Source organism: Shewanella sp. Isolate8, assembly GCF_022398495.1.
In the GTDB taxonomy this organism is placed as follows: domain Bacteria; phylum Pseudomonadota; class Gammaproteobacteria; order Enterobacterales; family Shewanellaceae; genus Shewanella; species Shewanella aquimarina.
The window spans coordinates 405,963-429,860 of sequence record NZ_JAKEVI010000003.1 but is presented as its reverse complement, the minus strand read 5'-3'; the positions used below and the strand labels follow the sequence as shown (position 1 = coordinate 429,860).

23 protein-coding genes are annotated in these 23,898 nt (G+C 54.3%); 15 read left to right on the top strand and 8 right to left on the bottom strand.

The features are described from left to right. Positions 1-137: 137 nt before the first annotated feature. The 12 genes from petA to L1D43_RS14300 all read left to right on the top strand — a co-directional run bounded on the left by petA (position 138) and on the right by L1D43_RS14300 (position 14,019). Entirely contained in the window at positions 138-728 is a 591-nt protein-coding gene (gene petA, locus L1D43_RS14355; RefSeq protein ID WP_041508372.1) for a ubiquinol-cytochrome c reductase iron-sulfur subunit, read from the top strand. Next, a complete protein-coding gene (locus L1D43_RS14350) occupies positions 728-1,942 on the top strand; it encodes a cytochrome bc complex cytochrome b subunit (RefSeq protein WP_041508373.1) in 1,215 nt (404 codons plus the stop codon). Before petA ends, L1D43_RS14350 begins: the two co-directional genes overlap by 1 nt. Further along, entirely contained in the window at positions 1,942-2,643 is a 702-nt protein-coding gene (locus tag L1D43_RS14345) for a cytochrome c1 (RefSeq protein WP_041508374.1), read from the top strand. Before L1D43_RS14350 ends, L1D43_RS14345 begins: the two co-directional genes overlap by 1 nt. A gap of 109 nt (positions 2,644-2,752) precedes the next feature. Further along, positions 2,753-3,382, top strand: coding sequence for a stringent starvation protein SspA (gene sspA / locus L1D43_RS14340; protein ID WP_041508375.1), 630 nt, complete (start codon positions 2,753-2,755; stop codon positions 3,380-3,382). Position 3,383: 1 nt separating this feature from the next. Then, a complete protein-coding gene (locus tag L1D43_RS14335; RefSeq protein WP_041508376.1) occupies positions 3,384-3,842 on the top strand; it encodes a ClpXP protease specificity-enhancing factor in 459 nt (152 codons plus the stop codon). 311 nt (positions 3,843-4,153) lie between these two features. Next, entirely contained in the window at positions 4,154-4,741 is a 588-nt protein-coding gene (locus tag L1D43_RS14330) for an aminodeoxychorismate/anthranilate synthase component II (protein WP_239852629.1), read from the top strand. Positions 4,742-4,910: 169 nt separating this feature from the next. Further along, on the top strand, positions 4,911-7,397 hold the full coding sequence (locus L1D43_RS14325; RefSeq protein ID WP_239852627.1) for a prolyl oligopeptidase family serine peptidase: 2,487 nt from the start codon (positions 4,911-4,913) through the stop codon (positions 7,395-7,397). Positions 7,398-7,508: 111 nt separating this feature from the next. After that, complete coding sequence (locus L1D43_RS14320) at positions 7,509-8,654, top strand: HDOD domain-containing protein (RefSeq protein ID WP_239852619.1); 1,146 nt, start codon at positions 7,509-7,511, stop codon at positions 8,652-8,654. 579 nt (positions 8,655-9,233) lie between these two features. After that, positions 9,234-10,451 (top strand): aspartate aminotransferase family protein, encoded by a 1,218-nt coding sequence (locus L1D43_RS14315; protein WP_041508379.1) that lies wholly within the window; start codon positions 9,234-9,236, stop codon positions 10,449-10,451. A 136-nt stretch (positions 10,452-10,587) separates the two neighbouring features. After that, on the top strand, positions 10,588-11,607 hold the full coding sequence (gene astA, locus L1D43_RS14310) for an arginine N-succinyltransferase (RefSeq protein ID WP_041508380.1): 1,020 nt from the start codon (positions 10,588-10,590) through the stop codon (positions 11,605-11,607). A gap of 9 nt (positions 11,608-11,616) precedes the next feature. Continuing rightward, on the top strand, positions 11,617-13,077 hold the full coding sequence (gene astD, locus L1D43_RS14305) for a succinylglutamate-semialdehyde dehydrogenase (RefSeq protein WP_239852617.1): 1,461 nt from the start codon (positions 11,617-11,619) through the stop codon (positions 13,075-13,077). A 141-nt stretch (positions 13,078-13,218) separates the two neighbouring features. After that, positions 13,219-14,019 (top strand): DUF1338 domain-containing protein, encoded by an 801-nt coding sequence (locus L1D43_RS14300; RefSeq protein WP_041508382.1) that lies wholly within the window; start codon positions 13,219-13,221, stop codon positions 14,017-14,019. Between the two features lie 97 nt (positions 14,020-14,116). Here the strand turns inward: L1D43_RS14300 and L1D43_RS14295 are convergent, their stop codons facing one another. From L1D43_RS14295 to crp, 4 genes are all read right to left on the bottom strand, one after another. Further along, a complete protein-coding gene (locus tag L1D43_RS14295; RefSeq protein WP_239852615.1) occupies positions 14,117-15,448 on the bottom strand; it encodes a sensor histidine kinase in 1,332 nt (443 codons plus the stop codon). Then, on the bottom strand, positions 15,445-16,119 hold the full coding sequence (locus L1D43_RS14290) for a response regulator transcription factor (RefSeq protein ID WP_041508384.1): 675 nt from the start codon (positions 16,117-16,119) through the stop codon (positions 15,445-15,447). The genes L1D43_RS14295 and L1D43_RS14290 overlap by 4 nt, the downstream gene beginning before the upstream one ends. A 110-nt stretch (positions 16,120-16,229) precedes the next feature. Beyond that, the gene (locus tag L1D43_RS14285; RefSeq protein WP_239853242.1) at positions 16,230-16,550 is read right to left on the bottom strand and encodes a hypothetical protein; all 321 of its coding nucleotides are present in this window, start codon (positions 16,548-16,550) and stop codon (positions 16,230-16,232) included. 98 nt (positions 16,551-16,648) lie between these two features. After that, a complete protein-coding gene (crp, locus tag L1D43_RS14280) occupies positions 16,649-17,284 on the bottom strand; it encodes a cAMP-activated global transcriptional regulator CRP (protein ID WP_011864391.1) in 636 nt (211 codons plus the stop codon). 493 nt (positions 17,285-17,777) lie between these two features. Here crp and L1D43_RS14275 point away from each other — a divergent pair, with 493 nt between their 5' ends. Next, positions 17,778-18,506, top strand: a complete 729-nt coding sequence (locus L1D43_RS14275) for a tetratricopeptide repeat protein (protein WP_239853239.1) — start codon at positions 17,778-17,780, stop codon at positions 18,504-18,506. Positions 18,507-18,843: 337 nt separating this feature from the next. Here the strand turns inward: L1D43_RS14275 and L1D43_RS14270 are convergent, their stop codons facing one another. The 3 genes from L1D43_RS14270 to L1D43_RS14260 form a co-directional block, all read right to left on the bottom strand. Then, on the bottom strand, positions 18,844-19,731 hold the full coding sequence (locus L1D43_RS14270) for a phosphoribulokinase (RefSeq protein WP_041508385.1): 888 nt from the start codon (positions 19,729-19,731) through the stop codon (positions 18,844-18,846). A gap of 82 nt (positions 19,732-19,813) precedes the next feature. Next, a complete protein-coding gene (locus L1D43_RS14265) occupies positions 19,814-20,077 on the bottom strand; it encodes a YheU family protein (RefSeq protein WP_239852613.1) in 264 nt (87 codons plus the stop codon). Between the two features lie 2 nt (positions 20,078-20,079). Further along, the gene (locus L1D43_RS14260; RefSeq protein ID WP_239852610.1) at positions 20,080-21,048 is read right to left on the bottom strand and encodes a hydrolase; all 969 of its coding nucleotides are present in this window, start codon (positions 21,046-21,048) and stop codon (positions 20,080-20,082) included. 135 nt (positions 21,049-21,183) lie between these two features. On the opposite strand from L1D43_RS14260, the gene L1D43_RS14255 reads away from it, so the two are divergent. Both L1D43_RS14255 and L1D43_RS14250 read left to right on the top strand, forming a co-directional pair. Further along, on the top strand, positions 21,184-21,690 hold the full coding sequence (locus L1D43_RS14255) for a twin-arginine translocation signal domain-containing protein (RefSeq protein WP_160797159.1): 507 nt from the start codon (positions 21,184-21,186) through the stop codon (positions 21,688-21,690). Positions 21,691-21,813: 123 nt separating this feature from the next. Further along, positions 21,814-23,403 carry a GMC family oxidoreductase gene (locus tag L1D43_RS14250; RefSeq protein ID WP_239852608.1) on the top strand — a complete coding sequence of 530 codons (1,590 nt, stop codon included), beginning with the start codon at positions 21,814-21,816 and terminating at the stop codon, positions 23,401-23,403. A 17-nt stretch (positions 23,404-23,420) separates the two neighbouring features. On the opposite strand, the gene L1D43_RS14245 is transcribed toward L1D43_RS14250, so the two are convergent. Further along, complete coding sequence (locus L1D43_RS14245; protein WP_239852606.1) at positions 23,421-23,876, bottom strand: TIGR02444 family protein; 456 nt, start codon at positions 23,874-23,876, stop codon at positions 23,421-23,423. Positions 23,877-23,898: the final 22 nt, after the last annotated feature.

The following is a 23,898-nucleotide window of genomic DNA, read 5'->3' as shown; positions in this document are numbered from 1 at the left end:
TTTGTTTTACTATGATCTGCTTCTAATTTTTGGCTATAATGGGCCCCGCCTCAAATTTGACTTTTGCGCTTTGGGGTAAAACCCCAATTTCAAAAGTTTTTAAAACAAAAATTCCAACACTCTCTGGAGATAAGTGGATGAGCAATGCGCCAGTCGATACCGGACGTCGCAGATTCCTGACCGCAGCAACCGCCGTAGTGGGTGGTGCTGGTGCCGTCGCTGTAGCGGTTCCTTTTATAAAGTCATGGAATCCGAGTGCCAAAGCGAAAGCTGCAGGTGCACCGGTAGAAGTAAATATTAGTAAGTTAGAGCCGGGTCAGCTGATCCGTGTTGAATGGCGTGGAAAGCCTGTATGGGTTGTCCGCCGTACCGAAGAGATCTTAAAAGGTCTTGCTACTCACGATGATCAGTTGCGCGATCCAGCGTCTAACGAAGAGCAACAACCTGCCTATGCGCAGAACGCCGTTCGCTCAATCAAGCCTGAGTACTTTATTGCCGTTGGTCTGTGTACGCACTTAGGTTGTTCTCCAACGTATCTGCCTGATACATTCGGTGAACAGGTTGAAGGCGTCGCTTCTGGTTTCTTCTGTCCATGTCATGGTTCTAAGTTTGATATGGCTGGTCGCGTATTCCAGGGGGTTCCAGCGCCGTTGAACCTAGTTGTTCCACCTCATCAGTACATTGATGACGGCAACGTGATTATCGGTGTCGACCAGGGGGCTGCGTAATGGTTAAAAATATTATCGATTGGATTGATGCGCGCATCCCTATGACGGCTACCTACAACCGTCACGTAGGTCAATATGCGACGCCGACCAACTTCAACTTCTGGTACTTCTTTGGCTCTCTGGCCATGCTAGTACTGGTAAACCAGCTGCTGACCGGTATCTGGTTGACCATGAACTATGTACCAACCGCAGAAGGTGCCTTCGCCTCTGTCGAATACATCATGCGTGATGTTGAGTACGGCTGGCTACTGCGTTACATGCACTCAACCGGTGCATCGGCCTTCTTCGTGGTGGTTTATCTGCACATGTTCCGTGGCCTGCTCTACGGTTCTTACCAGAAGCCGCGTGAACTGCTGTGGCTGTTCGGTATGTTGATCTTCCTCGTACTGATGGCAGAAGCTTTCATGGGTTACCTGCTTCCTTGGGGACAGATGTCTTACTGGGGCGCACAGGTAATTATCTCTCTGTTTGGTGCTATTCCTGTTATCGGTGACGACCTGACACTATGGATTCGTGGTGACTTCGTTGTTTCTGGTGCGACACTGAACCGCTTCTTCGCACTGCACGTTATCGCGCTGCCATTGGTGCTAGTGGTACTGGTGTTCCTGCACCTTATCGCTCTGCACGAAGTGGGTTCTAACAACCCAGACGGTATCGAGATTAAGAAGAACAAAGATGAGAATGGCTGGCCGAAAGATGGCATCCCATTCCACCCATACTACACGGTGAAAGATATCATGGGCGTCGCTGGCTTCCTGATCGTCTTCTGCTACGTGTTGTTCTTCATGCCTGAAGGCGGTGGATACTTCCTCGAGAAGCCTAACTTCGAAGCGGCGAACCCGATGAAGACTCCTGAGCATATTGCGCCAGTTTGGTACTTCACACCTTTCTACGCCATCCTACGTGCGATTCCTGACAAGCTGTTAGGGGTTGTGGGTATGGGTCTAGCGATTGCCGTACTCTTCGTTCTACCTTGGTTAGATCGTTGTAAGGTGAAGTCAATCCGCTACCGTAGCATGATTCATAAGCTGAATATTGGTCAGTTTGCCGTATCTTTCGTTATCTTAGGCTACCTGGGTGCCGTACCTGCGACGCCAACGCTGACAATTGCTGCGCGTATTTTCACTCTGACATACTTCGGTTTCTTCTTAGCACTGTGGCTATACAGTAAGAATGAGAAAACTAAGCCTGTACCAGAGAGGTTGACCCACTAATGAAAAAATTACTGATTGCATTAGTTACATTAGTACCATCTCTTGCGTTTGCTGCAGGTGGTGCCCATGTTCATCTAGAAAGTGCTAACGTCGACCTGAATGACAAAGAGTCGCTGCAACGTGGTCTGGACAGCTTCCAGCACTACTGCTCAGGCTGTCACAGCACTCAGTATCAGCGTTATAACCGTGTTGCCGAAGACCTAGGTATTTCAGTGGACGATATGCGTAACAAGTATATGTTCAATGCCGATGCCAAAGTGGGCGACCTGATGGAAAATGCCATTCCTGAAGTCGACGCGGCGAAATGGTTCGGTGCTGCGCCACCGGATCTGACGCTGGTTGCACGTGTACGTGGCGAAGACTGGATCTACACCTATCTGAAGAGTTTCTACCAAGATGAGACTCGTCCATTTGGTGTAAACAACACTGTCTTCCCTTCAGTGGCTATGCCGCATGTACTGCAAGAGCTGCAAGGTCTGCAGGTTAAGCAAGAAGACGGTAGCCTAGTGGCTACTGGCGGAAAGCTGACTGCCGAAGAATATGATCAAGTCGTTCGTGACATCACAGGCTTCCTGGTTTACTCAGGCGAGCCGGTCAAACTTGAGCGTGAAAGCTTAGGTTGGTGGGTAATGGGCTTCCTGTTTATTTTCTTTATTGTGGCCTACCTCTTGAAGAAAGAGTACTGGAAAGATGTACACTAACCCCCGTTAGAGGTTAGAATATATTATCCGCATATTATAAACGGGGGGCTCTGCCCCTCGTTTGTTTTTGCTTTTTTAGCTTTCATATTTTAAATCTTGGAGGGTATCAATGGCTGTTGCTGCCAATAAACGCTCAATCATGACCCTGTTTTCAGGCGCCGACGATCTCTATAGCCATCAAGTCCGTATCGTCTTGGCGGAAAAGGGAGTGACTGTCGATGTTCTGCAGGTGGATCCTAGCGATATGCCTGAAGATCTTATTGAGCTAAACCCATACAACACAGTGCCAACTTTGGTTGACCGTGAGTTGGTGCTATATAACTCACGCATCATCATGGAATACTTAGATGAGCGTTTCCCGCATCCTCCGCTGATGCCTGTCTACCCGGTTTCTCGCGGTCAGACTCGTCTGATGATGCACCGTATCGAAAACGACTGGTACAGCCTGGTGGATCGTATCCGCAAGGGTGACCGTGCCGATGAGGCGCGTAAAGAGCTGCAGGAAAGCCTGACCGCTATCGCACCTATCTTCAACGAAATGCCATACTTCATGGCTGAAGAGTTTGGCCTGGCCGACTGCTACCTGGGCCCACTGTTGTGGCGTCTACCTGTATTGGGCATCGAGCTGGACAGCCGTACCGCCAAGGAAGTTAAAGCCTATATGACACGTCTATTCGATCGTGAATCATTCAAGGCGTCTTTGACCGAGGCAGAGCGCGAAATGCGCATGGGTATCTAAGATGAAACCTATGACCCCTAACCGTCCTTACCTGTTACAGGCCTATTACGACTGGCTCATGGATAACGAGCTGACCCCTCATGTGGTGGTCGATGCTTACGTGCCCGGTACCCAAGTACCGCAGCAGTATGTGAAAGATGGACAGATAGTGCTTAATATTACCGCCAGTGCCGTGGGTAATTTGCAGATAGGTCATGACTTCATCGAGTTTAATGCCCGCTTCGGTGGTGTGCCGCAGCAAGTGGTACTGCCTATGGCCTCGATCGTCGCCATCTACGCCAGAGAAAATGGTGCCGGAACCGTATTCGATCAGGAAGAAGCCTATCAGCTCGAGGCCGACGCCAGCGACTTGGGGCTCTCCGTAGTCGATGAGACTAAGAGCGAAGAGCCTGTCGCTGCCGAGCCTTCCGCCGAGCAGGAAAAGCCGAAACGCCGTGGTCATCTCACCCTGGTGAAGTAAGCGGCTATTCTGAATTATATGCATAGGCGACATAACGACATAAAAAACCAGCTTAGGCTGGTTTTTTTGTGCCTGTAAAAGGACTGGCTCCGGGGTATACCTAAGCTACGCCCAATTGGTGGCTAAGCTACACCTAAGCTATTCCTATGGTATGAGCAGGGTATAGGCCAGGGCAGGGAATGAGGCAATTGAGTCGAGTGCGGTATGCGCCAGGCGTCAGTAGAATGGATGATCCTGTCTGGACTCTGTGTTAGCATCTGCGCCAGAAAATGTGGCGCAACTCACACCCAATTCATACGAGCAATTTATCCATGATCCTGATGATCGACAACTATGACTCCTTTACCTTTAACCTGGTGCAGTATTTTCAGCAGCTGGGGGAGGAGATAGTCGTCAGGCGCAACGATGAACTCAGCCTCGAGGAGATTAAGGCGCTTGCACCAAGCAGACTGGTGATCTCCCCCGGCCCATGCTCACCCAATGAGGCAGGTATCTCGCTGGCGGCGATAGAGGCCTTTGCCGGTAAGCTGCCCATATTGGGGGTCTGTCTCGGTCATCAGGCGATCGCCCAGGTCTTCGGCGCTCAGGTGGTGCGCGCCAAGCGAGTTATGCACGGCAAGACAAGTGCCATAGCTCACACAGGCGCAGGCCTGTTTGCTGGGCTGAATCAGCCGCTCACCGTCACCCGTTATCACTCACTCTTGGTTGAGCGGCTGCCCGATGACTTTATTCTGGATGCCTGGTTCGACGACCCCGTCCACGGCCGCGAGATCATGGCCATGAGTCGACCCGAACTAGGCCTGTTCGGCGTGCAGTTTCACCCAGAATCTATCCTGACCGAGCAGGGACTCGAGCTGCTGGCAAACTTCGTCAAGCAGAGCATTCCTTCCAGTAACTAAAAGGGTGCTCGAGCCTAGTGCCACGAGCGAATTAGGCCCATTCTTTTTCAAACTGTTACAAGTTTTATCCCGACCTTATCCCCGTCCCTCCGCCATTTTGTGATATAAAAGGCAGCAAAATAACAAGGTTGGGGCTTTGCCCTGACGATATAAATCATAAGGAAGGACGATGACGGGCGCGTTTCGTGGATTTGGTCTCAGCATTTTGACCCTCACCATCTTGGGGGGCTGTGCAGCCACCCCTTCAACCGATACTCAACAGACTCAGGCGAACACTCAGGCAAGCACTCAGGTGGCGTTAGCCACGCCGCCAAGCGTGGATCAGGCCCTGACACTCAAGCAGATTATGGCTAACCCGGATTGGATGGGGATCCTGGCCAAGGGCGAATACTGGAGTGATGACAGCCAGTCAGTTTACTTTGCCCGTCAGGCGCATCAGTCTCCTCTGCGAGACTATTATCAACAGTCAATAACAGCCGGTGAAGCCTCAAAGTTGGCACTTGATGCCCTACATCAAGCGGATCAGCAATATGGCGTACTAGATAGTGACCGTACTCGTAAGGCCTATATCTATCAGGGCAATCTGTTCGTTAAAGATTTGCTCAGTGGCAAGGTGTCACAGCTGACACGTCAAAACACTAAGGTCGATGGCGTGCGTTTCCTGACCAATGGCGATATCGCCTATTGGCAAGGGCAGCAGGTGTTCCGTATCCATGGCGATACTGGCCTGTATGAACAGATTGCCAATATTAAGATGGCTAAGGCACCTAAAGGTGTTGAGGCGCCGAGCAGCTATATCGCCAAGCAGCAGCACAGGCTGATTGAGTATGTCGCCTTGCAGCAGACCCAAGCCGAACAGAAAGAGCAGTATCAGGCGGAATTGGCCAAGCAAGATCCCACAATGACCGCTAAAACCTGGTATCTGGGCGAAGAGGAAACCGTTTCCCAGATGAGTCTGTCGCCCGACGGTCGCTACCTGTTGCTCTCTCTGGTCGATAAAAACTATAGCTGGCGCTCAGAGCATGACATTATGCCCAACTACTTAGGCAGTCAGGGTTATGTGGATGCCGTGCCTGCCAGGGCCCGTGTCGCCGAAGATAAGTTTCCCGGGGAGCGTCTGGTGCTGCTTGATCTGGTGCAGCATGAGAAGCGCGATATCACTATCGAAGGACTCACGGGGTTCGATGAAGACGTTCTGGCCTCGGTGAAGGCAGAAAATGCCAAGGCCAAGGGCGAGACTTATAAGAGTGAGAAGGCGCCGCGTAAGGTGCAGCTGATGCAGGACTGGGGCTGGACCCAGAGCGCCATGCAGTGGCAGGCTAAGGACAACAAGGTCGCCATCATGCTCGAGGCTGTGGACAACAAAGACAGATGGATCGCGACCCTCAACCTCAAGTCGGGCTCGCTCAAGACCCAGCACAGGCTGCACGACGATGCCTGGGTGAACTATAACTTCAACCAGTTCGGCTGGTTGCCAGAGAGCGATACCCTCTATTACCTCTCGGAAGAGACTGGTTATTCGCACCTCTACCTTAAGGCCAGCGACGCCAAGCCACAGGCCCTGACTCAGGGAAAGTATGTGGTCAGCGATATTACCCTAGGCCCTAAGGCCGAGTATATCTACTACAAGGCCAACAAAGACCACCCGGGCATCGACAATGTTTATCGTGTCAAAATCGCCGACGGTCAGAGCGAGCAGCTCACCCAGTGGGATGGTCAGCTGGATTACAGCCTGAGCCCAGATGGCAGCAAGCTGCTACTCAAGGCCTCTCGTCGTACTCAGCCGAGCGAACTCTATGTGCAGGCGATTGGCGGTGAGCTAAAGCAGCTGACCCACTACACCTCGGATGCCTTCAAGCAATACCCTTGGCAGGCCCCAGAGGTGGTTAAGGTGCCATCTAGCCATGGTGCGGGCGATGTCTATGCCAGGGTCTATCTGCCACAGGGCTTCGATAAGTCACGCAGCGATAAGTACCCTGCGGTGATCTTTAACCATGGCGCCGGCTATCTGCAAAATGCCCATTATGGTTTCTCAGGCTACTTCCGAGAGTTTATGTTCCACAACCTGCTGACCCAACAAGGCTATGTGGTGATGGACATGGACTATCGCGGCTCTAAAGGTTACGGCCGTGACTGGCGTACGGCGATCTACCGCAACATGGGCCATCCCGAGGTGGAAGATCTGAAAGATGGCGTGAGCTGGATGGTGGCCAATACCCATGTGGATGGCCAGCGAGTGGGCACTTATGGTGGTTCTTACGGTGGCTTCCTGACCTTCATGGCGCTGTTTACCGAGCCAGAGCTGTTCCAGGCCGGCGCCGCGCTACGTCCCGTGAGCGACTGGGCGCACTACAACGCGCCATACACCTCTAACATCCTCAACACGCCTGATGTGGATGCCATCGCCTATGAGCGTAGCTCGCCTATCGAACACGCCCAGGGGCTGCAGAAGCCGCTGTTGGTGATGAGTGGCGTGCTGGACGACAACGTCTTCTTCCAGGACAGCGTGCGTCTGGTGCAGCGCCTGATTGAGCTGGAGAAGCCGATGTTCGAGACCGCCATCTATCCGGTCGAGCCTCACGGTTTCCGTCAGCCATCGAGCTGGCTGGATGAATACCGCCGTATCTTCAAGTTGTTCGAGCAAGAACTGAAATAACGACAAGGGCCTCAATAGAGGCCCTTTTTATTGCTAACTTATCACTGTTAAGTCAGGGATTTGGTGTAATATATGCCTTAAGCATCCAGATTGCTGAGGAGAACAGCTTAGGTGGCAAAGTCCATTGCCGGCGGGGTCCGTCCGGGGATCATCATAGATATCGAACACAGGCTTCTGAAACAGATCATCAAAGGTAAGCAGAAGGCCGTGGCCTCCATGTTTGATGACTTAGATAGAGAACTGGAGAACGACGCCAATAAGCTCGCCATCGAGCGTGACGCCGTGTTTGAGCGCCTCTCAAAGCAGATCCAGGCCAGGCAGGTGTTCGAGGCGGTGTCCAAGCAGCTGATCACTACGGTCAATAGCACACTGGACAATCAACTGGCCTCGCCAGAGCTGCTGATACAGCACTCGGGCATCAACGCCAGTCAGATGTTGATACTTGAGCTGTTACAGCAGAAGAACCTGGATCTGAGTCGGCTGCGCCTGTTGATCGCCGATCTGCCCTGGCTGGCGCGGGATCTGACCAACATGGTCAACAGCCCCTCGTTTCGCCATAAGCGCCAGCAGCGATCCGATGTGAAGGTGACCGAGATAAAGCTGGTACTCAACTTTATCGGTGTGGAAAACCTCAGGCTTCTGATCCCCTATTATTGTCTGCGTAACTGGCTCCCAACCGGGCATGCTAACTTGCTCTGGACCACACGCAAGCTGTGGCGCTACGCCATGATAACCGGCATCGCCGCCAAGGCCCTGGCGCAGCTCAATGAGCAGGACATGGCAACGGCCTACACCAGTAGCTTGTTCTATCAGTTGGGGATCTCAGTGGTGCTCAAGAATGGTGCCAAGGTCTACGAGAATATCTGGGGCAACTGGCTGAGGGAAGCCAGTGGTAGTCGCGATAAGGAGCTACATGACGCCGTATTGGCTACCGAGTTTCCCGCCGAGGATATCTATCAACAGGTGCTGCACCATGCCCATACCCTCAACTGGCGTTTGCCCGAGCTGCTCGATTTCTCGGCCAGCAGTCTGACGCAAACCCAGAGAGAGCTGGACACTTGCCTGAGTTACAGTGAGCTCTCCACCGAGGCCGCCCTGGTTGCTAGGGCTAGCTGTTATGCCAAGGTGTTGATGCTCGAGGAGATGCGGTTGATCTCGCCCAAGGAGAAGCAGATGATGTTCGACTACTATCAGCTCTCCGAGCAGGAACAGATCCGTCTCAAGGGGCAGAACTACCGTAAGCTAGATCTCTACTAGTCGATAGCGCGTAGAGCATGGCTCATCATCCCGGCGCCCCAGATATGATTTAACGCGGCGCCTTCTCCTTACCTCCCCCCCTTTTTTTTGTCACCTATCCTAATGATATGTATCGCATCATTCGGCTTTCCGTCAGAGCCTAGCAATCGTCTTTAATCCTTGATTGAAGCCAGTCAGAGCCTATGGTCAACACGGCTCTTGAGAAGGAGCAGTCATTTCGATGGTTTTAGTATGCTTTGCTATGGAAATGTTTTACTATCCAGACCACGTCAAAACATGACTTTATATTCATAAAATTCACATTGTTACGCGGAATTGTGGTCGATAATTTTTTTTCTGACTATTTATGCTCAAGGCTAGGTTATAAACGCTTGTATAACCTTTAAGCTCAAATCTTTATGCATTTGTTATGCACATGCTAAGAAGGCGATATGGTAGGAACTGGTATTTTGATCACGTTTTCGCTATTAATGTCCCCCTAGATAACAAAATAACCGTCACCGAAAGGCATGGCTTTTCGGAAAAAGACGGGTACGACAGGCGATTGAAGCCTTCGGCAACATTGAAAGGATGAGTAGAATGAGCGTAAACCAAAAGCTAACCCGAGCCCAGTTTGATGAAGTAATGGTGCCTAACTATGCACCTTCGGCTGTGATCCCTGTCCGTGGTGAGGGTAGCCGTGTTTGGGACCAGGAAGGCAAAGAGTTTGTCGACTTCGCCGGCGGTATTGCGGTGAACTGTCTGGGTCATTGTCATCCAGCGCTGGTTGGCGCTTTGAAAGAGCAGGGTGAGAAGATTTGGCACCTGGCTAACGTGATGACTAACGAGCCAGCACTGGCACTGGCGACCAAGCTGGTTGAAGCCACCTTTGCAGAGAAGGTTTATTTTGCTAACTCAGGCGCAGAAGCCAACGAAGCGGCCCTTAAGCTGGCCCGTCGTTACGCCTTGGACAAGTTCGGCGCCGACAAAGATCAGATCATCGCCTTCGATAAGGCCTTCCACGGCCGTACTTTCTTTACCGTAAGCGTGGGTGGCCAGGCGGCCTATTCAGACGGCTTCGGTCCTAAGCCACAGTCTATTACCCACCTACCATTCAACGATATCGCGGCGCTGGAAGCCACGGTATCTGACAAGACTTGTGCCATCATGCTCGAGCCACTACAGGGCGAAGGCGGCATCATAGACGCCGATCCCGAGTTCCTGCGCGCCGTACGTGCCCTGGCCGACAAGCACAACGCCCTGGTGATCTTCGATGAAGTTCAGACAGGTGTTGGTCGTCTGGGTGAGCTTTACGCCTACATGCGCACCGAAGTCACGCCGGATATCCTCACCACAGCTAAGGCGCTTGGTGGCGGTTTCCCTATCGCGGCTATGCTGACCACCACAGAGATCGCCTCTCACCTTAAGATAGGTACCCATGGTTCGACTTACGGCGGTAACCCATTGGCTTGTGCCATAGGTAATGCGGTACTGGACGTAGTTAATACCCCTGAGGTGCTTGATGGTGTTAAACGTCGCGAGCAGCTGCTACGTGACGGCTTGAACAAGATCAACGAAAAGTACCATGTGTTTACCGAGGTTCGTGGCCAAGGCCTGCTGTTGGGCGCCGTGCTTAACGAGCAGTACCAGGGTCGTTCAAAAGATTTCTTGGTTGCCGGTATCGCTGAAGGCCTGATGAGCCTGGTTGCCGGTCCAAACGTGATCCGCTTTACTCCTTCTCTTGTTATCCCTGAGGCAGATATCGCCGAGGGGCTTGCTCGTTTCGAACGTGCAGTAGCCAAGGTTGTAGCTGGCTAAGCGACGGCATAAGCGCGGGGTAACAGCCGCGCTTTTTTGTCTGAAAGAAATACTTGAACCTCAAGCGTGGCATGTCGGTCTTAATTGTTAAGGCTGTCTGCGTTTGAACGACAAGGACAAGTGAGGAGACCCGAAGATGTTAATTATCCGCCCCATACGATCGAGCGATTACGATGCCTTGTATCAGATCGCCATCGAGTCAGGTCATGGATTCACGTCTTTACCCGTCAATGAAGAACTATTAAGAAATAAGATCGCCCGCGTCGAGGCCTCGTTCGTCAAAGAGATCGAGAAGCCCTTCGACGAGGGTTATCTTATGGTGCTGGAAGACACAGAGACTGGCGAAGTGGTCGGTACCTGTGGCCTCGAGGCCGCGGTCGGCATGGTCGATGCGTTCTATCACTATCGCCTGGGCACAGAGGTCTACTATTCAGAACAGATCGATGTGCGCAACGAGGTGGAAACCCTGACCCTGTGTCACGACTACACGGGCGCCGCCGAGCTATGCACTCTGTTCTTGCGTGATACCTACCGCAAGAACAACAATGGCCGCATGTTGTCCCGCAGCCGCTTCCTCTTCCTGGCACAACATGCCGAGCGTTTCGGTGAGACTGTGATCGCCGAGATGCGTGGCGAGAGCGATGCCGAAGGCAACTCGCCTTTCTACGGCTGGCTGCAGAAGAACTTCTTAGGCATAGACTTCGTGCAGGCCGACTATCTGTCGGGCCTGGGGCAGAAGGCCTTCATGGCCGAGATGATGCCGAAAAACAGCGTCTATGTCTGTCTATTGCCCGAAGAGGCGCAGAAGGTGATCGGCGAGGTGCACACCAACACTCGTCCGGCGCTCAACCTGCTGCAGGCAGAGGGCTTTAGATGTCGCGGCTATGTGGATATCTTCGACGGCGGCCCGACGGTCGAATGTAACTTAAACGATATCCGCTCGGTGAAAGAGAGCCGTCTGCTGACGGTCAAGGTGGGCGAGATGCCTGCCTCGAGCTGTAGTTTTATTATTTCAAATACCTTGTTAGCGGGTTACCGAGCCACCTCGGCCAATCTGATGGTCAGCGACGAAACCGACGAGGTGATTCTTTCCCCTGAGCTTGCCGGTGCACTGCTGGTAGCCGAAGGTGAACAGATCCGTGTCTTGGCAATGTAGGAATTTATAATGAGTCAATTTATTAACGGCCAGTGGGTTGCCGGTCAGGGCCATGATGTGGTCTCTAAGAACCCAGCAAATCAAGAAGTTATCTGGGAAAGCAAGACGGCGACCCCAGAGCAGGTTAACGCGGCAGTCGAGGCGGCGCGCGCCGCTCAGTTCGACTGGTTCATGCTGGGCTTCGACGCCCGCCTGGCGATTGTCGAAGCCTACCGCGACCAGCTCGAGGCGCACAAGGGCGATATCGCCGAGGTGATCGCTCAGGAAACCGGTAAGCCACAGTGGGAGACCGCCACCGAAGCGGCGGCCATGATCGGCAAGATCGGCCTGTCTGTTGCTGCCTATCACAAGCGTACCGGCACCACAGAGAACGATACACCGGCCGGTCGCGCCGTGCTGCGTCACAAGCCACACGGCGTAGTGGCGGTATTTGGTCCCTATAACTTCCCGGGCCACCTGCCAAATGGCCATATCGTACCTGCGCTGCTGGCGGGTAATACCGTGGTGTTTAAGCCATCTGAACTGACTCCTAAGACGGCCGAGCTGATGCTTAAGCTGTGGGAAAAGGCTGGTCTGCCGGCTGGCGTGATCAACCTGGTTCAAGGGGAAGTGGAAACCGGCAAGGCGCTGGCTTCACACCCACAGATTGACGGCCTTTTCTTCACCGGTAGTTCGCGCACCGGCCATATCCTGCATCAGCAGTACGCGGGTCACCCGGGTAAGATCCTGGCGCTGGAGATGGGCGGTAACAACCCGCTGATCATCAAGGGCGTTAAAGATACCCTGGCGGCGGTTCACGATATCATTCAGTCGGCTTACATCTCGTCGGGTCAACGCTGTACCTGTGCCCGTCGTCTCTACGTGGAGAAGGGCGCCGAGGGCGATGCCCTGCTGGCTAAGCTCGCCGAGGCGGTTAAGCAGATCAAGGTGGGTCCTTGGAACGCGCAGCCACAGCCATTCATGGGTTCTATGATCTCTGAGGCCGCAGCCAAAGGCATGGTGGAAGCTCAGCGTAACCTGATCAACCTGGGCGGTACGCCGTTGGTTGAGCTTAAGCATCTGGAAGCCGGTACCGGCCTCGTATCTCCTGGTCTTATCGATGTGACTCAGGTGATCGAGCTGCCAGACGAAGAGTACTTCGGCCCACTGCTGCAGGTGGTGCGCTACACAGATTTCGACGAGGCGATCAAGCTGGCGAACGACACCCGCTATGGCCTCTCTGCCGGTATCCTGGCGGACAGCCGCGAAGACTATGACTACTTCTTGGCGCGTATCCGTGCGGGTATCGTCAACTGGAATAAGCAGATCACCGGTGCATCAGGTTCGGCCCCCTTTGGTGGTGTCGGCGCCTCGGGTAACCACAGAGCGAGCGCCTTCTATGCCGCAGACTACTGTGCCTACCCTGTGGCTTCGGTCGAGGCCGATGCCCTGGCCATGCCAGCCAACCTGAGTCCGGGTCTGACCCTTTAGTAAAACAAGCATGGGAGTGGGCGTCTTGCCTGCTCCCATTTTTATAGGCGTACACGAAAATTCTCGTTGTACTTATATCGTGAAAACAAACAAACCGGCGCGATAACGACCGGTAACACGATGATGTTAAGGAAGAAATTGATGCATACCGATGTAAACCAGCTATTTGCCGCCCTATGGGACGACTATGTTGAAATGACCCCCTCAGCCGCCAAGGTACACCAGCTATTGGCCAAGGGTGAGACCATCATCAACGATCATATCGCCCTACGTACCTTCAACATTGCCAAGGTGAACCTAAGCGTTCTGGCGAAGCATTTCGAGTCTCTGGGCTATGTGGCCTGTGGCGACTACGACTTCGAAGCCAAGAAGCTTAAGGCTAAGCACTTCGAGCATCCGGATCCGACTCAGCCTAAGGTATTTATCTCTGAGCTGATGGTCGAAGCCTTCAGTCCTGAGCTGCAGGCCATAGTCCATGGTCTGGTGGAGCAGGTTGATGAAGCCGCAACTACGGCGGATAACTTCCTCTACTCAGGTCGTCACTGGGAGCTGGATTATACAACCTACGAGCAGCTACTGGCCGAGAGTGAGTACGCGGCATGGGTTGCGGCATTTGGCTACCGCGCTAACCACTTCACGGTTTCGATCAACCACCTGCCAGGCTACAACACCATACTCGAGGTGAACGACACCCTGAAGCAGGGCGATTTCGTGCTCAACAGTGTCGGCGGCGAGGTGAAGGGGTCTGCCGAGGTCCTGCTCGAGCAATCATCGACCATGGCCGACAAGGTCAATGTGGCCTTTAAAGACACTCAGAAGACGATTCCAAGCTGTTTCTACGAGTTTGCCTTGCGCTACCCTAAGGCGGACGGTGAGCTGTACACAGGCTTCGTGGCGGCCTCTGCGGACAAGATCTTCGAGAGCACCAACAACGCAGGTTAATTCCGGGGTGAATCTCTGACAGTAAAAGCCGATGCACTGCATCGGCTTTTTTGGTTTTTAACTAAAGAGCTTAACTCATTATCTTAATTCACTATCTTTAGACCCTGAAGCCCAGGGTGATCTTGAGCCCGCCCAGCTGCTGGCTATGCTCGAAGTCTAGGCTTATCTCATACTGCTCGGCAATATCCTTGACGATGGAGAGCCCCAGGCCGTGGCCCATGATCGCCTCATCCAGGCGCTTGCCTCTCTGGGTCAGCTGGCTGAGGGCCTCGTCGGCAACGCCCGGGCCATCATCTTCTATGGTCAGCAATATCTGCTCATCGGCTTGCGTCGTCGACACCGCCACTTTGCTGTCAGCCCACTTGAAGGCATTGTCCAGCAGGTTACCGATAAGCTCCATGCCATCTTCTCTATGGATGGGTAGGCGGTGGATGTGGGTATCGAGATTAAACTGGCAGGCGATCGCCTTATGGCCGTGCACCTTAGTAAGGGTCTGCGCCAGATCCTGCAGATCTTTGGGCAGCTGCATCTGGGCCGCGGGTAACATGTCGCCGGTGATCCGCGCTGCCGCCAACTTGCGCTCTATCATCTTGTGGATCTGATCTAGCTGGGCCTGCATGGCTGCGGCCGCATCGGGATCTTTCAGTCCCAGCACTTCCACCTGCTGCTGCATCACCGCCAGCGGCGTCTTGAGGCCATGGCTGAGGTTGCCCAGGTTGTTGCGGCTGCGCTCCATCTGCTTACTCGAGTATTGCAACAATTCGTTGTAGGTCTGGGCCAGTGGCGCCAGCTCAGGTGGGATCTTGCCGGTATCCAGCGCGGTGATCTCGCCCTCCCTGAGCTTCATCAGTGCCCGCTGCATATCGTTGATCGGCTTGAAGGATTGCCTTAGCAGAATGAAGATCCCCGCCACCATGGCCAGCAACATGGCCAGGTTGACCGACAGCTTAGTGCCGTAGACCTGGGAGAATACCTGACGGCCGATACTGAGATCCTGGGCGACCGTGAGGGTCGCCTGCACCTTGGCATCGGCGCTGCTTAGCCCCAGGGAGAGTAGCTGGATGTCGTGATTCTGCGGTCCCTTGGTCTGCCATACCCGGGTCTGGCCCTTGGTGAGCGGCTCTATCTCCAGGCGTTGATCCCACAGGGAGCGGGATCTGAGCTCGATATCCTTGAGGTTGAGCTGGTAATAGCGCCCGGAATAGACCGGCTTGTAGAAGTTAGAGACCTGGTTGGGATCTATGCTGATGTCGCCGTTGTCGAACTGAATAGCCAGCAACACCTGTTCTAAATCCTCTTCGAGGCGGTCGATGATAGAGTCGTGAAACGCCTGGCGTAACATGGACTCGAAGATGACGATCGCCACGAAGGTGGAGATGATGACTAAGGCCGACAGCCAGAGGCTGAGCTTAGTGCGGATCGATATCATGGCTTGAGGCCGTGGAAGATATAGCCCTGTCCGCGACGGGTCTCAATCGCCGTCTTACCCAGCTTCTTGCGCAGGTGAGTCACATAGACCTCCACCACGTTGCTCTCCTTCTCATCGTCAAACTGATACAGCTTATCGGTCAGCTGCGCCTTGGAGAGCAGTTTCTTGGGTGACATGAGGAAGATCTTCAGCAGGCGAAACTCCATGGCGGTGAGTTCGAATTCTTGCTCACCCACAGTGACACTCTGCTGGCCCTCGTCCAGGGTGACGCCCTCGAAGCTCAGCTCCTTGGTGGGGCTGTTGGTCTTGCCGTGGGCGCGGTTGATCAGGGCGTGAATACGTGCCAGCAACTCCTGGCTGTGGAAGGGCTTGCCCAGATAATCGTCCGCACCGGCGTTGAAGCCTTCAACCTTCTCGTGCCACTGACTGCGGGCGGTGAGCATGATCACCGGCGTGTTTATGCCCTGGTTGCGCCAGGTCTCCAGTAGCTGGAGTCCGTTGCCGTCGGGCAGGCCGATATCCAGGATGACACAATCATAATGAGTTTCTTTAATCAGGTAGTCGGCTTCGGCGGCTCTGTCTGTGACATCTGTGACATAGCCGGCCTGTTTCAGCTGTTTGGCAAGTTCATCGACCAGTAGGGTGTTGTCTTCGACCAGCAGCAATTTCATCGTCTTTCTCTACCTTAGCGCAGGAGGCGCTTCTGTCTACAGGGAGGCGGCCAACTCGCATCGGCCTGAATTGATAATACACTTTTTCACCCTAAGCGGATATTTCGGCGCTAGTTTTTCTGTGGCATGCAGGCTGGGGGCAGGGGCTTTTGGTCGCTGTGCCGACCCGTGGTGGCATCGATATCCAGGGAGATAAGTTCGCCGTTAGCCGTCTTGATCTGGAGATCGTATTGCCATTTGCCTTGGGCATGAAACAGGTGGGCGTCTACCAGCTTGCCATAACAAAAGGTTTGTACCTGGCTGAGGGTGAGGTCGAGGGAGAGGATCTTGCCTTCGTTGACCAGGGCCTTGGCCTGGTTGTGTTCCAGTTCGATCGCGGCGTTGGCGGCGGGACTGAGCTGTGAGCAGACACTAAGCAAGAGGGTGCTGATAACGACGGTCGGTTTCACTAAGCTGTCCTAAAAAAATGGCCTGACTAAGGAGTCAGGCCACTTTAACTAAGATCTATTAAATCTAACTTAATGTTAGCTTATCGGGTACCGTAAACCACGATAGTTTTGCCGTGTGCTTGGATCAGATTCTGCTCTTCAAGCATCTTGAGGATACGGCCCACGGTTTCACGAGAACAACCCACGATCTGACCAATCTCTTGGCGAGTGATCTTGATCTGCATGCCGTCTGGATGCGTCATGGCATCAGGCTGCTTAGCCAGGTGCAGCAGCGTCTGTGCGATGCGACCGGCAACGTCCAGGAAGGCGAGGTCGCCCACTTTCTGGCTGGTGCTCTGTAGACGGTAAGCCATCTGAGATGACAGCTTCATCAGGATCTCAGGGTTAACCTGGATAAGCTGCTTAAATTTCTTGTAAGAGATCTCAGCGATTTCACAGGCTTGCTTGGCACGAACCCAAGCAGTACGTTCGGCTTGTTCTTCAAACAGACCCAGTTCACCGATGAAGTCACCTTGGTTCAGGTAAGAGAGGATCATCTCTTTGCCTTCTTCATCTTTAATCAAGACGGCAACAGAACCTTTCACTATGTAGTACAGAGTGTCTGAGTCTTCACCCGCATGGATCAGAGTGCTTTTGGCTGGGTATTTATGAATGTGACAGTGTGATAAAAACCATTCCAACGTTGGATCAGGTTTAGGCTTACCAATCAGAGCCATGCCTATGTTCCTCGACTGATTAATGTAAATACAAGAATATGCTAAATAAGCAGATTACGTCAATTAGGCCCAAAAAACCTCGTCAGAGATCAAATTATGGCAATAAGTATGCAGCCAATAACCTAATTTACTTTGCTGTCAGTAGTGGGAGTTTATTTTGATACATTAGTAATATATGTCAACCAATACCTTAGTCAGGCCAGTTTATTTGGCCGACAATGCTGCCCATATCACATCTGTCTACGTCTATTTGCCGGGCCAGGGGGATAAAGCCGCTAATTTTCATGCAGTAAAATACGGTTTTTACTCGACTTGGCGGGGGGATTATTGATAGTGTTAGTCTCTGCGCCGGCGCATCAGACCCGGGCCGGGGCAGCTCAAAGTGGTGACTATTTCGTGCCGTATTCAGAAGGCGCGAACTGGTGAAGGAGAGTCTTGAATCGTGACAAAACATGTTTGGAAATTGGCCGCAGGCCTGCTGGCGCTGTTTGCCGTGCAGCAGCAAGCCCTAGCGTTTTCTGTCCCCGCCACCGAAGCGGCGGCGCCCGCCAGTAAACTGGCCCATATTCAGCTTAAAGCCAGCCAGGGTGAATCTGAGGCGCAATTTCTTCTCGGTTTAATGTATCTCTCCGGTCGTTTCGTCGAGCAGGATCCTCAGCTGGGTGCCAGCTGGGTCGAACGTGCCGCACAGACGGGCCACAAGAAGGCGGCTCAGACCATAGCCGATCTGGCCTTCGACGGTAAGATCATTCCAAGAGACCTGGCGCTGGCCGAGCGTTGGTATCTGAGCCTGGCCAAGGAAAATGACAAGTGGGCCCAGTTCCGTTTAGGCTTCATCTATGCCGCCGGCGGTAATGGCGTGGCACGCAACTGCGGTAAGGCGGTCGATAACTTCATGGCGGTGGGCGATGAGATCTCCCTTGGCAATGTGGTGTGGATCCTCTCTACCTGTCCCGAGGCCAAGTACCGTGACGGCGGTAAGGCCCTGGCCATAGGCAAGGGGCTGGTGGAGGCCAACAAGCAAGATCCGACCAACCTGGATAACCTGGCCGCAGCCTATGCCGAGATTGGCGACTACAGCGCTGCGGTGGATCTGCAGCAGCAGGCGATCAAGGCGCTCAAACAGACGGCCGAGTTCGATAAGTCAGACGAATTTGAATTAAGGCTGGAAAACTACCGCCAACAGAAACCATATCGTGAAGTGGTGCCCCTGTCCCAGTAGGGGATTTATTCGTATCAATGAAGACGTCGACTCGGGTCGGCGTTTTTTTATGCCTGAACGCTTTATGCTCGAAGCATGAGTCTTGAAATTTTTAAGCCTGAAATGGTTAGGAAGGTAACGCAGGGAAATTAATGCAGAGTGGCGTGCAAGAGGAGGTGTCGGGACGCTAGCATACTCGAGGAAGCAAACAGATCAAGATGGGGGAATTTACTCCCAAGAGTATACTAACTATCAGTCTTTCGCCTGAAATCCCGATAGCCAGCATTCTATGTGAGCAGACTTAAATAAAGCTTAAGCGAAACAATCTCTTTCTGAAGCAAGTGCAAGCGATTAAAAATTATTCGCTATCCAGGTCCAGCAGGTGCTGACGCTTCTCCAGCAGATCGCGGATCAGCGGCGTGAGGATAAGCTCCATCGCCAGCGACATCTTGCCGCCGGGCACCACTAAGGTGTTGATGCGCGACATGAAGGAACCGTCGATCATCTTCAGATAATAGGGGAAGTCGACATTCTTGATGCCGCGAAAACGGATCACCACGAAGCTCTCATCCAGGCTGGGGATGGTCTTGGCGCTAAAGGGGTTAGAGGTGTCAACCGTCGGTACCCGCTGGAAGTTGATATGGGTGCGGGAGAACTGCGGCGTCATATGGTTGATATAGTCTTCCATGCTGCGCACGATAGAGCCCATCACCTTCTCGCGGCTGTGGCCTCTGTCTGAGGTGTCGCGGATGATTTTCTGGATCCACTCCAGGTTGACGATAGGCACCATGCCGATCAGCAGATCCACGTGTTGGGCCACGTCGCAGTCGTCGGTGACCACGCCGCCATGTAAGCCTTCGTAGTAGAGCATGTCGGTGTTTTCCGGCAGCGGTCGCCACTGGGTGAAGGTGCCGGGCATCTGGTTGAAGGGCACCGCCTCATCGAATGTGTGCAGGTAGGATCGGGTCTCGCCCTGGCCGGTGGCGCTATAGTCGCTAAAGCACTGCTCCAGCTTGGCAAAATCGTTGGCCTCGGGGCCGAAATAGCTGATGTTGCGATTCTCGTTCTGCGCCTGGCGGATCTTCAGTTCCATCTCGGGACGGGTGTAGTGGTGAAAGCTGTCACCCTCGATCATCGCGGCATTGATCCCCAACTGACGGAAGATATGGCTAAATGCTGTCGTGGTCGTCGTGGTGCCTGCTCCAGAGGAGCCGGTCACGGCAATAATAGGGTGTTTAGCTGACATTCTTCTACCTAAAAGCGCTGAGCTGATGCCTGAGAAAAGGCATTTGTGAACCAATAGTTATACGGCACACAGAACCTAAAGGTCAACAGGGCTCGTCATCTCGTCCCTGCTGTGTCAAGGTATCTTGCCGCTGGCGAATGGCGATCGATTCCTCCTCTTCGCTGTATTCGACCACAAGCTCGCTGCGGGCCAGCGCCTGACGACACTGCGCGATGGCTCGGGCCAAGGCCTGGTCATCCAGGCTGGCGAAACTGCCATCCTCGGTCTGAGTGAAGAGAAACTCCTTGATCAGATTATCCAGGGTCTCACTCGGCAGCTGCAGCAGGGATTGATAGGGCACTAGCATCTTTAAGCCTCCAGCAGAAAATGGACAATACGCTGCTCCAGATAATATCTGGGCTTGAGGGGATGACCACCGTCGATAAAACCGACATGGCCGCCCTGTTGGTGCAGCTCATAGGTGACCTGAGGCGACAGCGCCTCCTGGCTTGGAATCACCTCATCTGTCATGAAGGGGTCATCCTGGGCGTGGATCACCAGGGTCGGTTTGGCGACTTGGCTCAGGTAGGGCAGGCCGCTGGCGCGGGTGTAGTAGTCTTCCACGCCATCGAAGCCGTGCAGCGGCGCCGTCACCCTGTCATCGAACTGGTGAAAGGTGGTCAGGCTCTCGACCTCGCTCTGGGTCACCGGCATCTGGGCGCTCAGGTCGGGCATCGCCAGCTTATCGCGCACCTTCTGCTGCAGCTGCTTGATCAGATGGCTCTGGTAGATCTTGGAGAAGCCGTGTCTGAGCCGTTTGGCGCAGGCGCCCAGCTGTAGCGGCGCCGAGATCACCACGGCGCGATCCACCAGGCTGTCACTGCCATGTTCGCCCATATATTTGGTCAGCACATTGCCCCCCAGGCTGTAGCCCACCGCCAATAGCGGCGAGTCTGGATAGTCCTTGCGTAACTGGCTCAGGGTGGTGTGCAGGTCCTGGGTATCGCCGCTGTGATAGCTGCGGGCGAGGCGATTGGTCACCCCAGAGCAGCTGCGATGATGATGCACCAGGGCGCTGACCTTATGCTCGCCCAGCAGAGTGAGTAGACGCCTGGCATAGTGAGAGTCGGCGCTGCCTTCCAGCCCGTGCACCAACACGACTATGGGTTCACCGCACGCGGGTTTAGTCAGCCAGTCGAGATCGATAAAGTCGCCGTCATCCAACTCCAGGCGCTGACGAGTCAGGGCTGGCCTGTCCACCTTGGTTAGCACCGGCAGTATGGTTTGCACATGGGGATTTCTTGCCCACCAGGGGGGCGTGAAGGTACGCTGGGTCATAAATCGCTGTTGCCGAAGATTAAAACATGTGTTTAATTGTTAGTTATCCGGCTAGTGTAACATAGATTCAAGTAGCTCCTTGTCGTCAAAGGACGACCCATGGAGTATCGCTAATCATAAAGCACAGGGAATAAGATGAACCGACGCACCTTTTTGACCACGGCCCTCGTGGGGACCGGCGCCCTGGCATTGGGGGTGAACCTGTATCACCCGCCGCAGGTGAGGGTAAGCGCATCCCTGGATCAGTCCCATCGCCTGCTATTTAGCCTGCTGGTGCCCGTGTTTCTCGACGGCGCCTTGCCCCATACCCAGTCGCTGCGCGTGGCGGCACAAAACCGCACCTTAGATGCCATAGTGGCGACCATGGATCTACTGCCCGATGAGTCCCGCGAAGAACTCGAGCAGTTATTGGAGCTGCTCGAGTCGCGCCTAGGCCTGTTACTGCTCACCGGCAACATGACCCCCCTGTTAATGCGTCAACCCCAGGAGCTGGTGGCCATGTTGGAAGCCTGGCGAAGCAGCTTTCTCGACCTTATGGTCACCGCCTATCAGGGGCTGCGGGAGTTGGTGCTGGCCAGCTACTACAGCAGTCCCGAGCACTGGTCACGATTAAATTATGAGAAGCCGCGGCTGTTTAACTGATTTGCCCCTAATCTGCTGGGAGTCTAAGCCGCTAGAAACTTAAGCCGCTACAAACCCGAACCACCGATTACATATCATCGGACTGATAAACATAGACCCTGATAACAGGGCAAAGGAGCGCCATTGGCCATCGAAGATCCCATAGTGACCGGCCTTGCAAATGGCTGGAAGCATATAGATGCCAGTCAACTGACCCAAGACCAAACCCTTGAGGCCGATGTGGTGATCGTCGGCAGTGGCGCTGGTGGCGGTGTGGCGGCCGAGATCATGGCCGAGGCGGGCCTGTCTGTGATTATCGTCGAAGGCGGGCCGCTGAAATCCTCCGAGAGCTTCAACATGGAGGAGCGACGCGCCTATCCCAACCTGTATCAGCAGGCCGCGTCCATGAAGACCAAGGACAAGGCGATCGGCATCTTTCAGGGACGGGCCGTCGGCGGCTCAACCACCATCAACTGGACCACCTCGATCCGCACGCCGGAAAATGCCCTGGCGTTCTGGGCCAAGCACAAGTCGGTCGAAGGCCTCTCCAAGGAGGCGTTGACGCCCTGGTTCGAGAAGATGGAGCAGCGGCTGAGTATTACAGAGTGGCCCTTCGAGCCCAACCGCAACAACATGGCGCTCAAGCAGGGCTGCGAGGCTTTGGGCTGGGACTATACCGTCATCAAGCGTAACGTGGCCGGTTGCTGGAACACTGGCTACTGCGGCATGGGCTGCCCGGTCAACGCCAAGCAGTCTATGCTGGTTACCACCATACCCACGGCGCTGGAGCGTGGCGCGACCCTGGTGAGCCGCGCCAAGGTGAGCAAGATAGAACACCATAACGACAGGGTGTACGCACTCAAGGCCCAGGCATTAACCGAATCGCTGCGCCCAAGCGGCGTGCAGCTGATGTTTAAGGCCAAACACTATATTCTCAGCGCCGGCGCCATCCACACGCCGGCCCTGATGATGCGCTCCCGCCTGCCTGATCCGCAAAAGCTGCTGGGCAAGCGCACCTTTTTGCATCCGACCGTGCTCAGCGGCGCCCTGTTTAACGACGCCATCAATGGCCATAGCGGCGCACCGCAGTCTATCTATTCGGATCAGTTTGTCTGGCAAGACGGCGCCGACGGCGAGCTGGGCTACAAGCTGGAGGTGCCGCCCATCCATCCCGTGTTGATCGCATCGAAATCCCTGGGATACGGCCAGAGTCACGCCGAGCTGATGGCACAGTTTAATCAGTTACAGGTGACCATAGCCCTGATGCGAGATGGCTATCATGCCGATAGTCCGGGTGGCCAGGTACAGCTGACAGATAAGGGTTATACCCTGGATTATCCGCTGACCGACGCCTTCTGGCGGGCCGCGCGCCGCGCATTCGCCAGCATGGCCGAGTTACAGTTTGCCGCCGGGGCGCAGAAGGTGCTGCCCATGAGTGAGGGGATGCCCTATCTGCCGAGCTGGCAGGCGGCCAAGGAGGCTATCGCAGAGATGACCCTGGCCCCCTTCAAGACTGTGGTGGCCTCGGCTCACGTGATGGGCGGTTGTCCGCTGGGCGAAGATAAGCGTATGGCCATGGTGGATAGCCGGGGCCGCAGCCACTATCTGGAGAATCTGTCTGTGATGGACGGCTCGCTGTTTCCCACCAGTCTCGGGGCCAACCCTCAGCTCTCCATCTACGGTATCACAGCCCGCAACGCCAGCCTGCTGGCCGAAGAGCTAGGCGGCGCTTAAATCGCAGAGTTGAGGCCTTAGGCCTGGCGGGTCAATGTCTGCGCCAGCTGGTGGTACTTGTCTATCTCTATCTGAAACAGGCCGAGATAGCGGGGCAGGTTAGCCTGGCCCTGCTCGCTGGGGAGTTGTCTGAGCTGGCGCAGTATCATCCCCTGGGACTTGCGCTCCAGCATGAGTTCCACCTCTAGCATCTGGCGATACTCGGCCTCGGCCAGGTTGTGTTTGCTGAGCTTTCTCAGCCTGCGGTAGGGCTTGAGCACCTTCTGTTCCCAGGTCTCGATCTGCTCGCTCAGCTGCCGCCAATCTTGATCGCTCAGGTAGTAGTGCTGCTCGTCGAGCCACTGGGCCAGCAGCAGGAGATTGACGTTGAGCCCGTAGTCATCTTGCAGCTTGAGGTAGAGCAGCTGCCCCTTCTCGTAGAGGCTGTCGCAGGTCTGCCACAGGCTGGCGTCAAAATGATTTACATGGCTCATATTTCATCCTTGTATTGCTTAG

Coding starts and splice junctions, on each gene's coding strand:
- petA (WP_041508372.1), top strand. CDS start 138: ATGAGCAATGCGCCAGTCGATACCGGACGTCGCAGATTCCTGACCGCA.
- L1D43_RS14350 (WP_041508373.1), top strand. CDS start 728: ATGGTTAAAAATATTATCGATTGGATTGATGCGCGCATCCCTATGACG.
- L1D43_RS14345 (WP_041508374.1), top strand. CDS start 1,942: ATGAAAAAATTACTGATTGCATTAGTTACATTAGTACCATCTCTTGCG.
- sspA (WP_041508375.1), top strand. CDS start 2,753: ATGGCTGTTGCTGCCAATAAACGCTCAATCATGACCCTGTTTTCAGGC.
- L1D43_RS14335 (WP_041508376.1), top strand. CDS start 3,384: ATGAAACCTATGACCCCTAACCGTCCTTACCTGTTACAGGCCTATTAC.
- L1D43_RS14330 (WP_239852629.1), top strand. CDS start 4,154: ATGATCCTGATGATCGACAACTATGACTCCTTTACCTTTAACCTGGTG.
- L1D43_RS14325 (WP_239852627.1), top strand. CDS start 4,911: ATGACGGGCGCGTTTCGTGGATTTGGTCTCAGCATTTTGACCCTCACC.
- L1D43_RS14315 (WP_041508379.1), top strand. CDS start 9,234: ATGAGCGTAAACCAAAAGCTAACCCGAGCCCAGTTTGATGAAGTAATG.
- astA (WP_041508380.1), top strand. CDS start 10,588: ATGTTAATTATCCGCCCCATACGATCGAGCGATTACGATGCCTTGTAT.
- astD (WP_239852617.1), top strand. CDS start 11,617: ATGAGTCAATTTATTAACGGCCAGTGGGTTGCCGGTCAGGGCCATGAT.
- L1D43_RS14300 (WP_041508382.1), top strand. CDS start 13,219: ATGCATACCGATGTAAACCAGCTATTTGCCGCCCTATGGGACGACTAT.
- L1D43_RS14295 (WP_239852615.1), bottom strand. CDS start 15,448: ATGATATCGATCCGCACTAAGCTCAGCCTCTGGCTGTCGGCCTTAGTC.
- L1D43_RS14290 (WP_041508384.1), bottom strand. CDS start 16,119: ATGAAATTGCTGCTGGTCGAAGACAACACCCTACTGGTCGATGAACTT.
- crp (WP_011864391.1), bottom strand. CDS start 17,284: ATGGCTCTGATTGGTAAGCCTAAACCTGATCCAACGTTGGAATGGTTT.
- L1D43_RS14270 (WP_041508385.1), bottom strand. CDS start 19,731: ATGTCAGCTAAACACCCTATTATTGCCGTGACCGGCTCCTCTGGAGCA.
- L1D43_RS14265 (WP_239852613.1), bottom strand. CDS start 20,077: ATGCTAGTGCCCTATCAATCCCTGCTGCAGCTGCCGAGTGAGACCCTG.
- L1D43_RS14260 (WP_239852610.1), bottom strand. CDS start 21,048: ATGACCCAGCGTACCTTCACGCCCCCCTGGTGGGCAAGAAATCCCCAT.
- L1D43_RS14255 (WP_160797159.1), top strand. CDS start 21,184: ATGAACCGACGCACCTTTTTGACCACGGCCCTCGTGGGGACCGGCGCC.
- L1D43_RS14245 (WP_239852606.1), bottom strand. CDS start 23,876: ATGAGCCATGTAAATCATTTTGACGCCAGCCTGTGGCAGACCTGCGAC.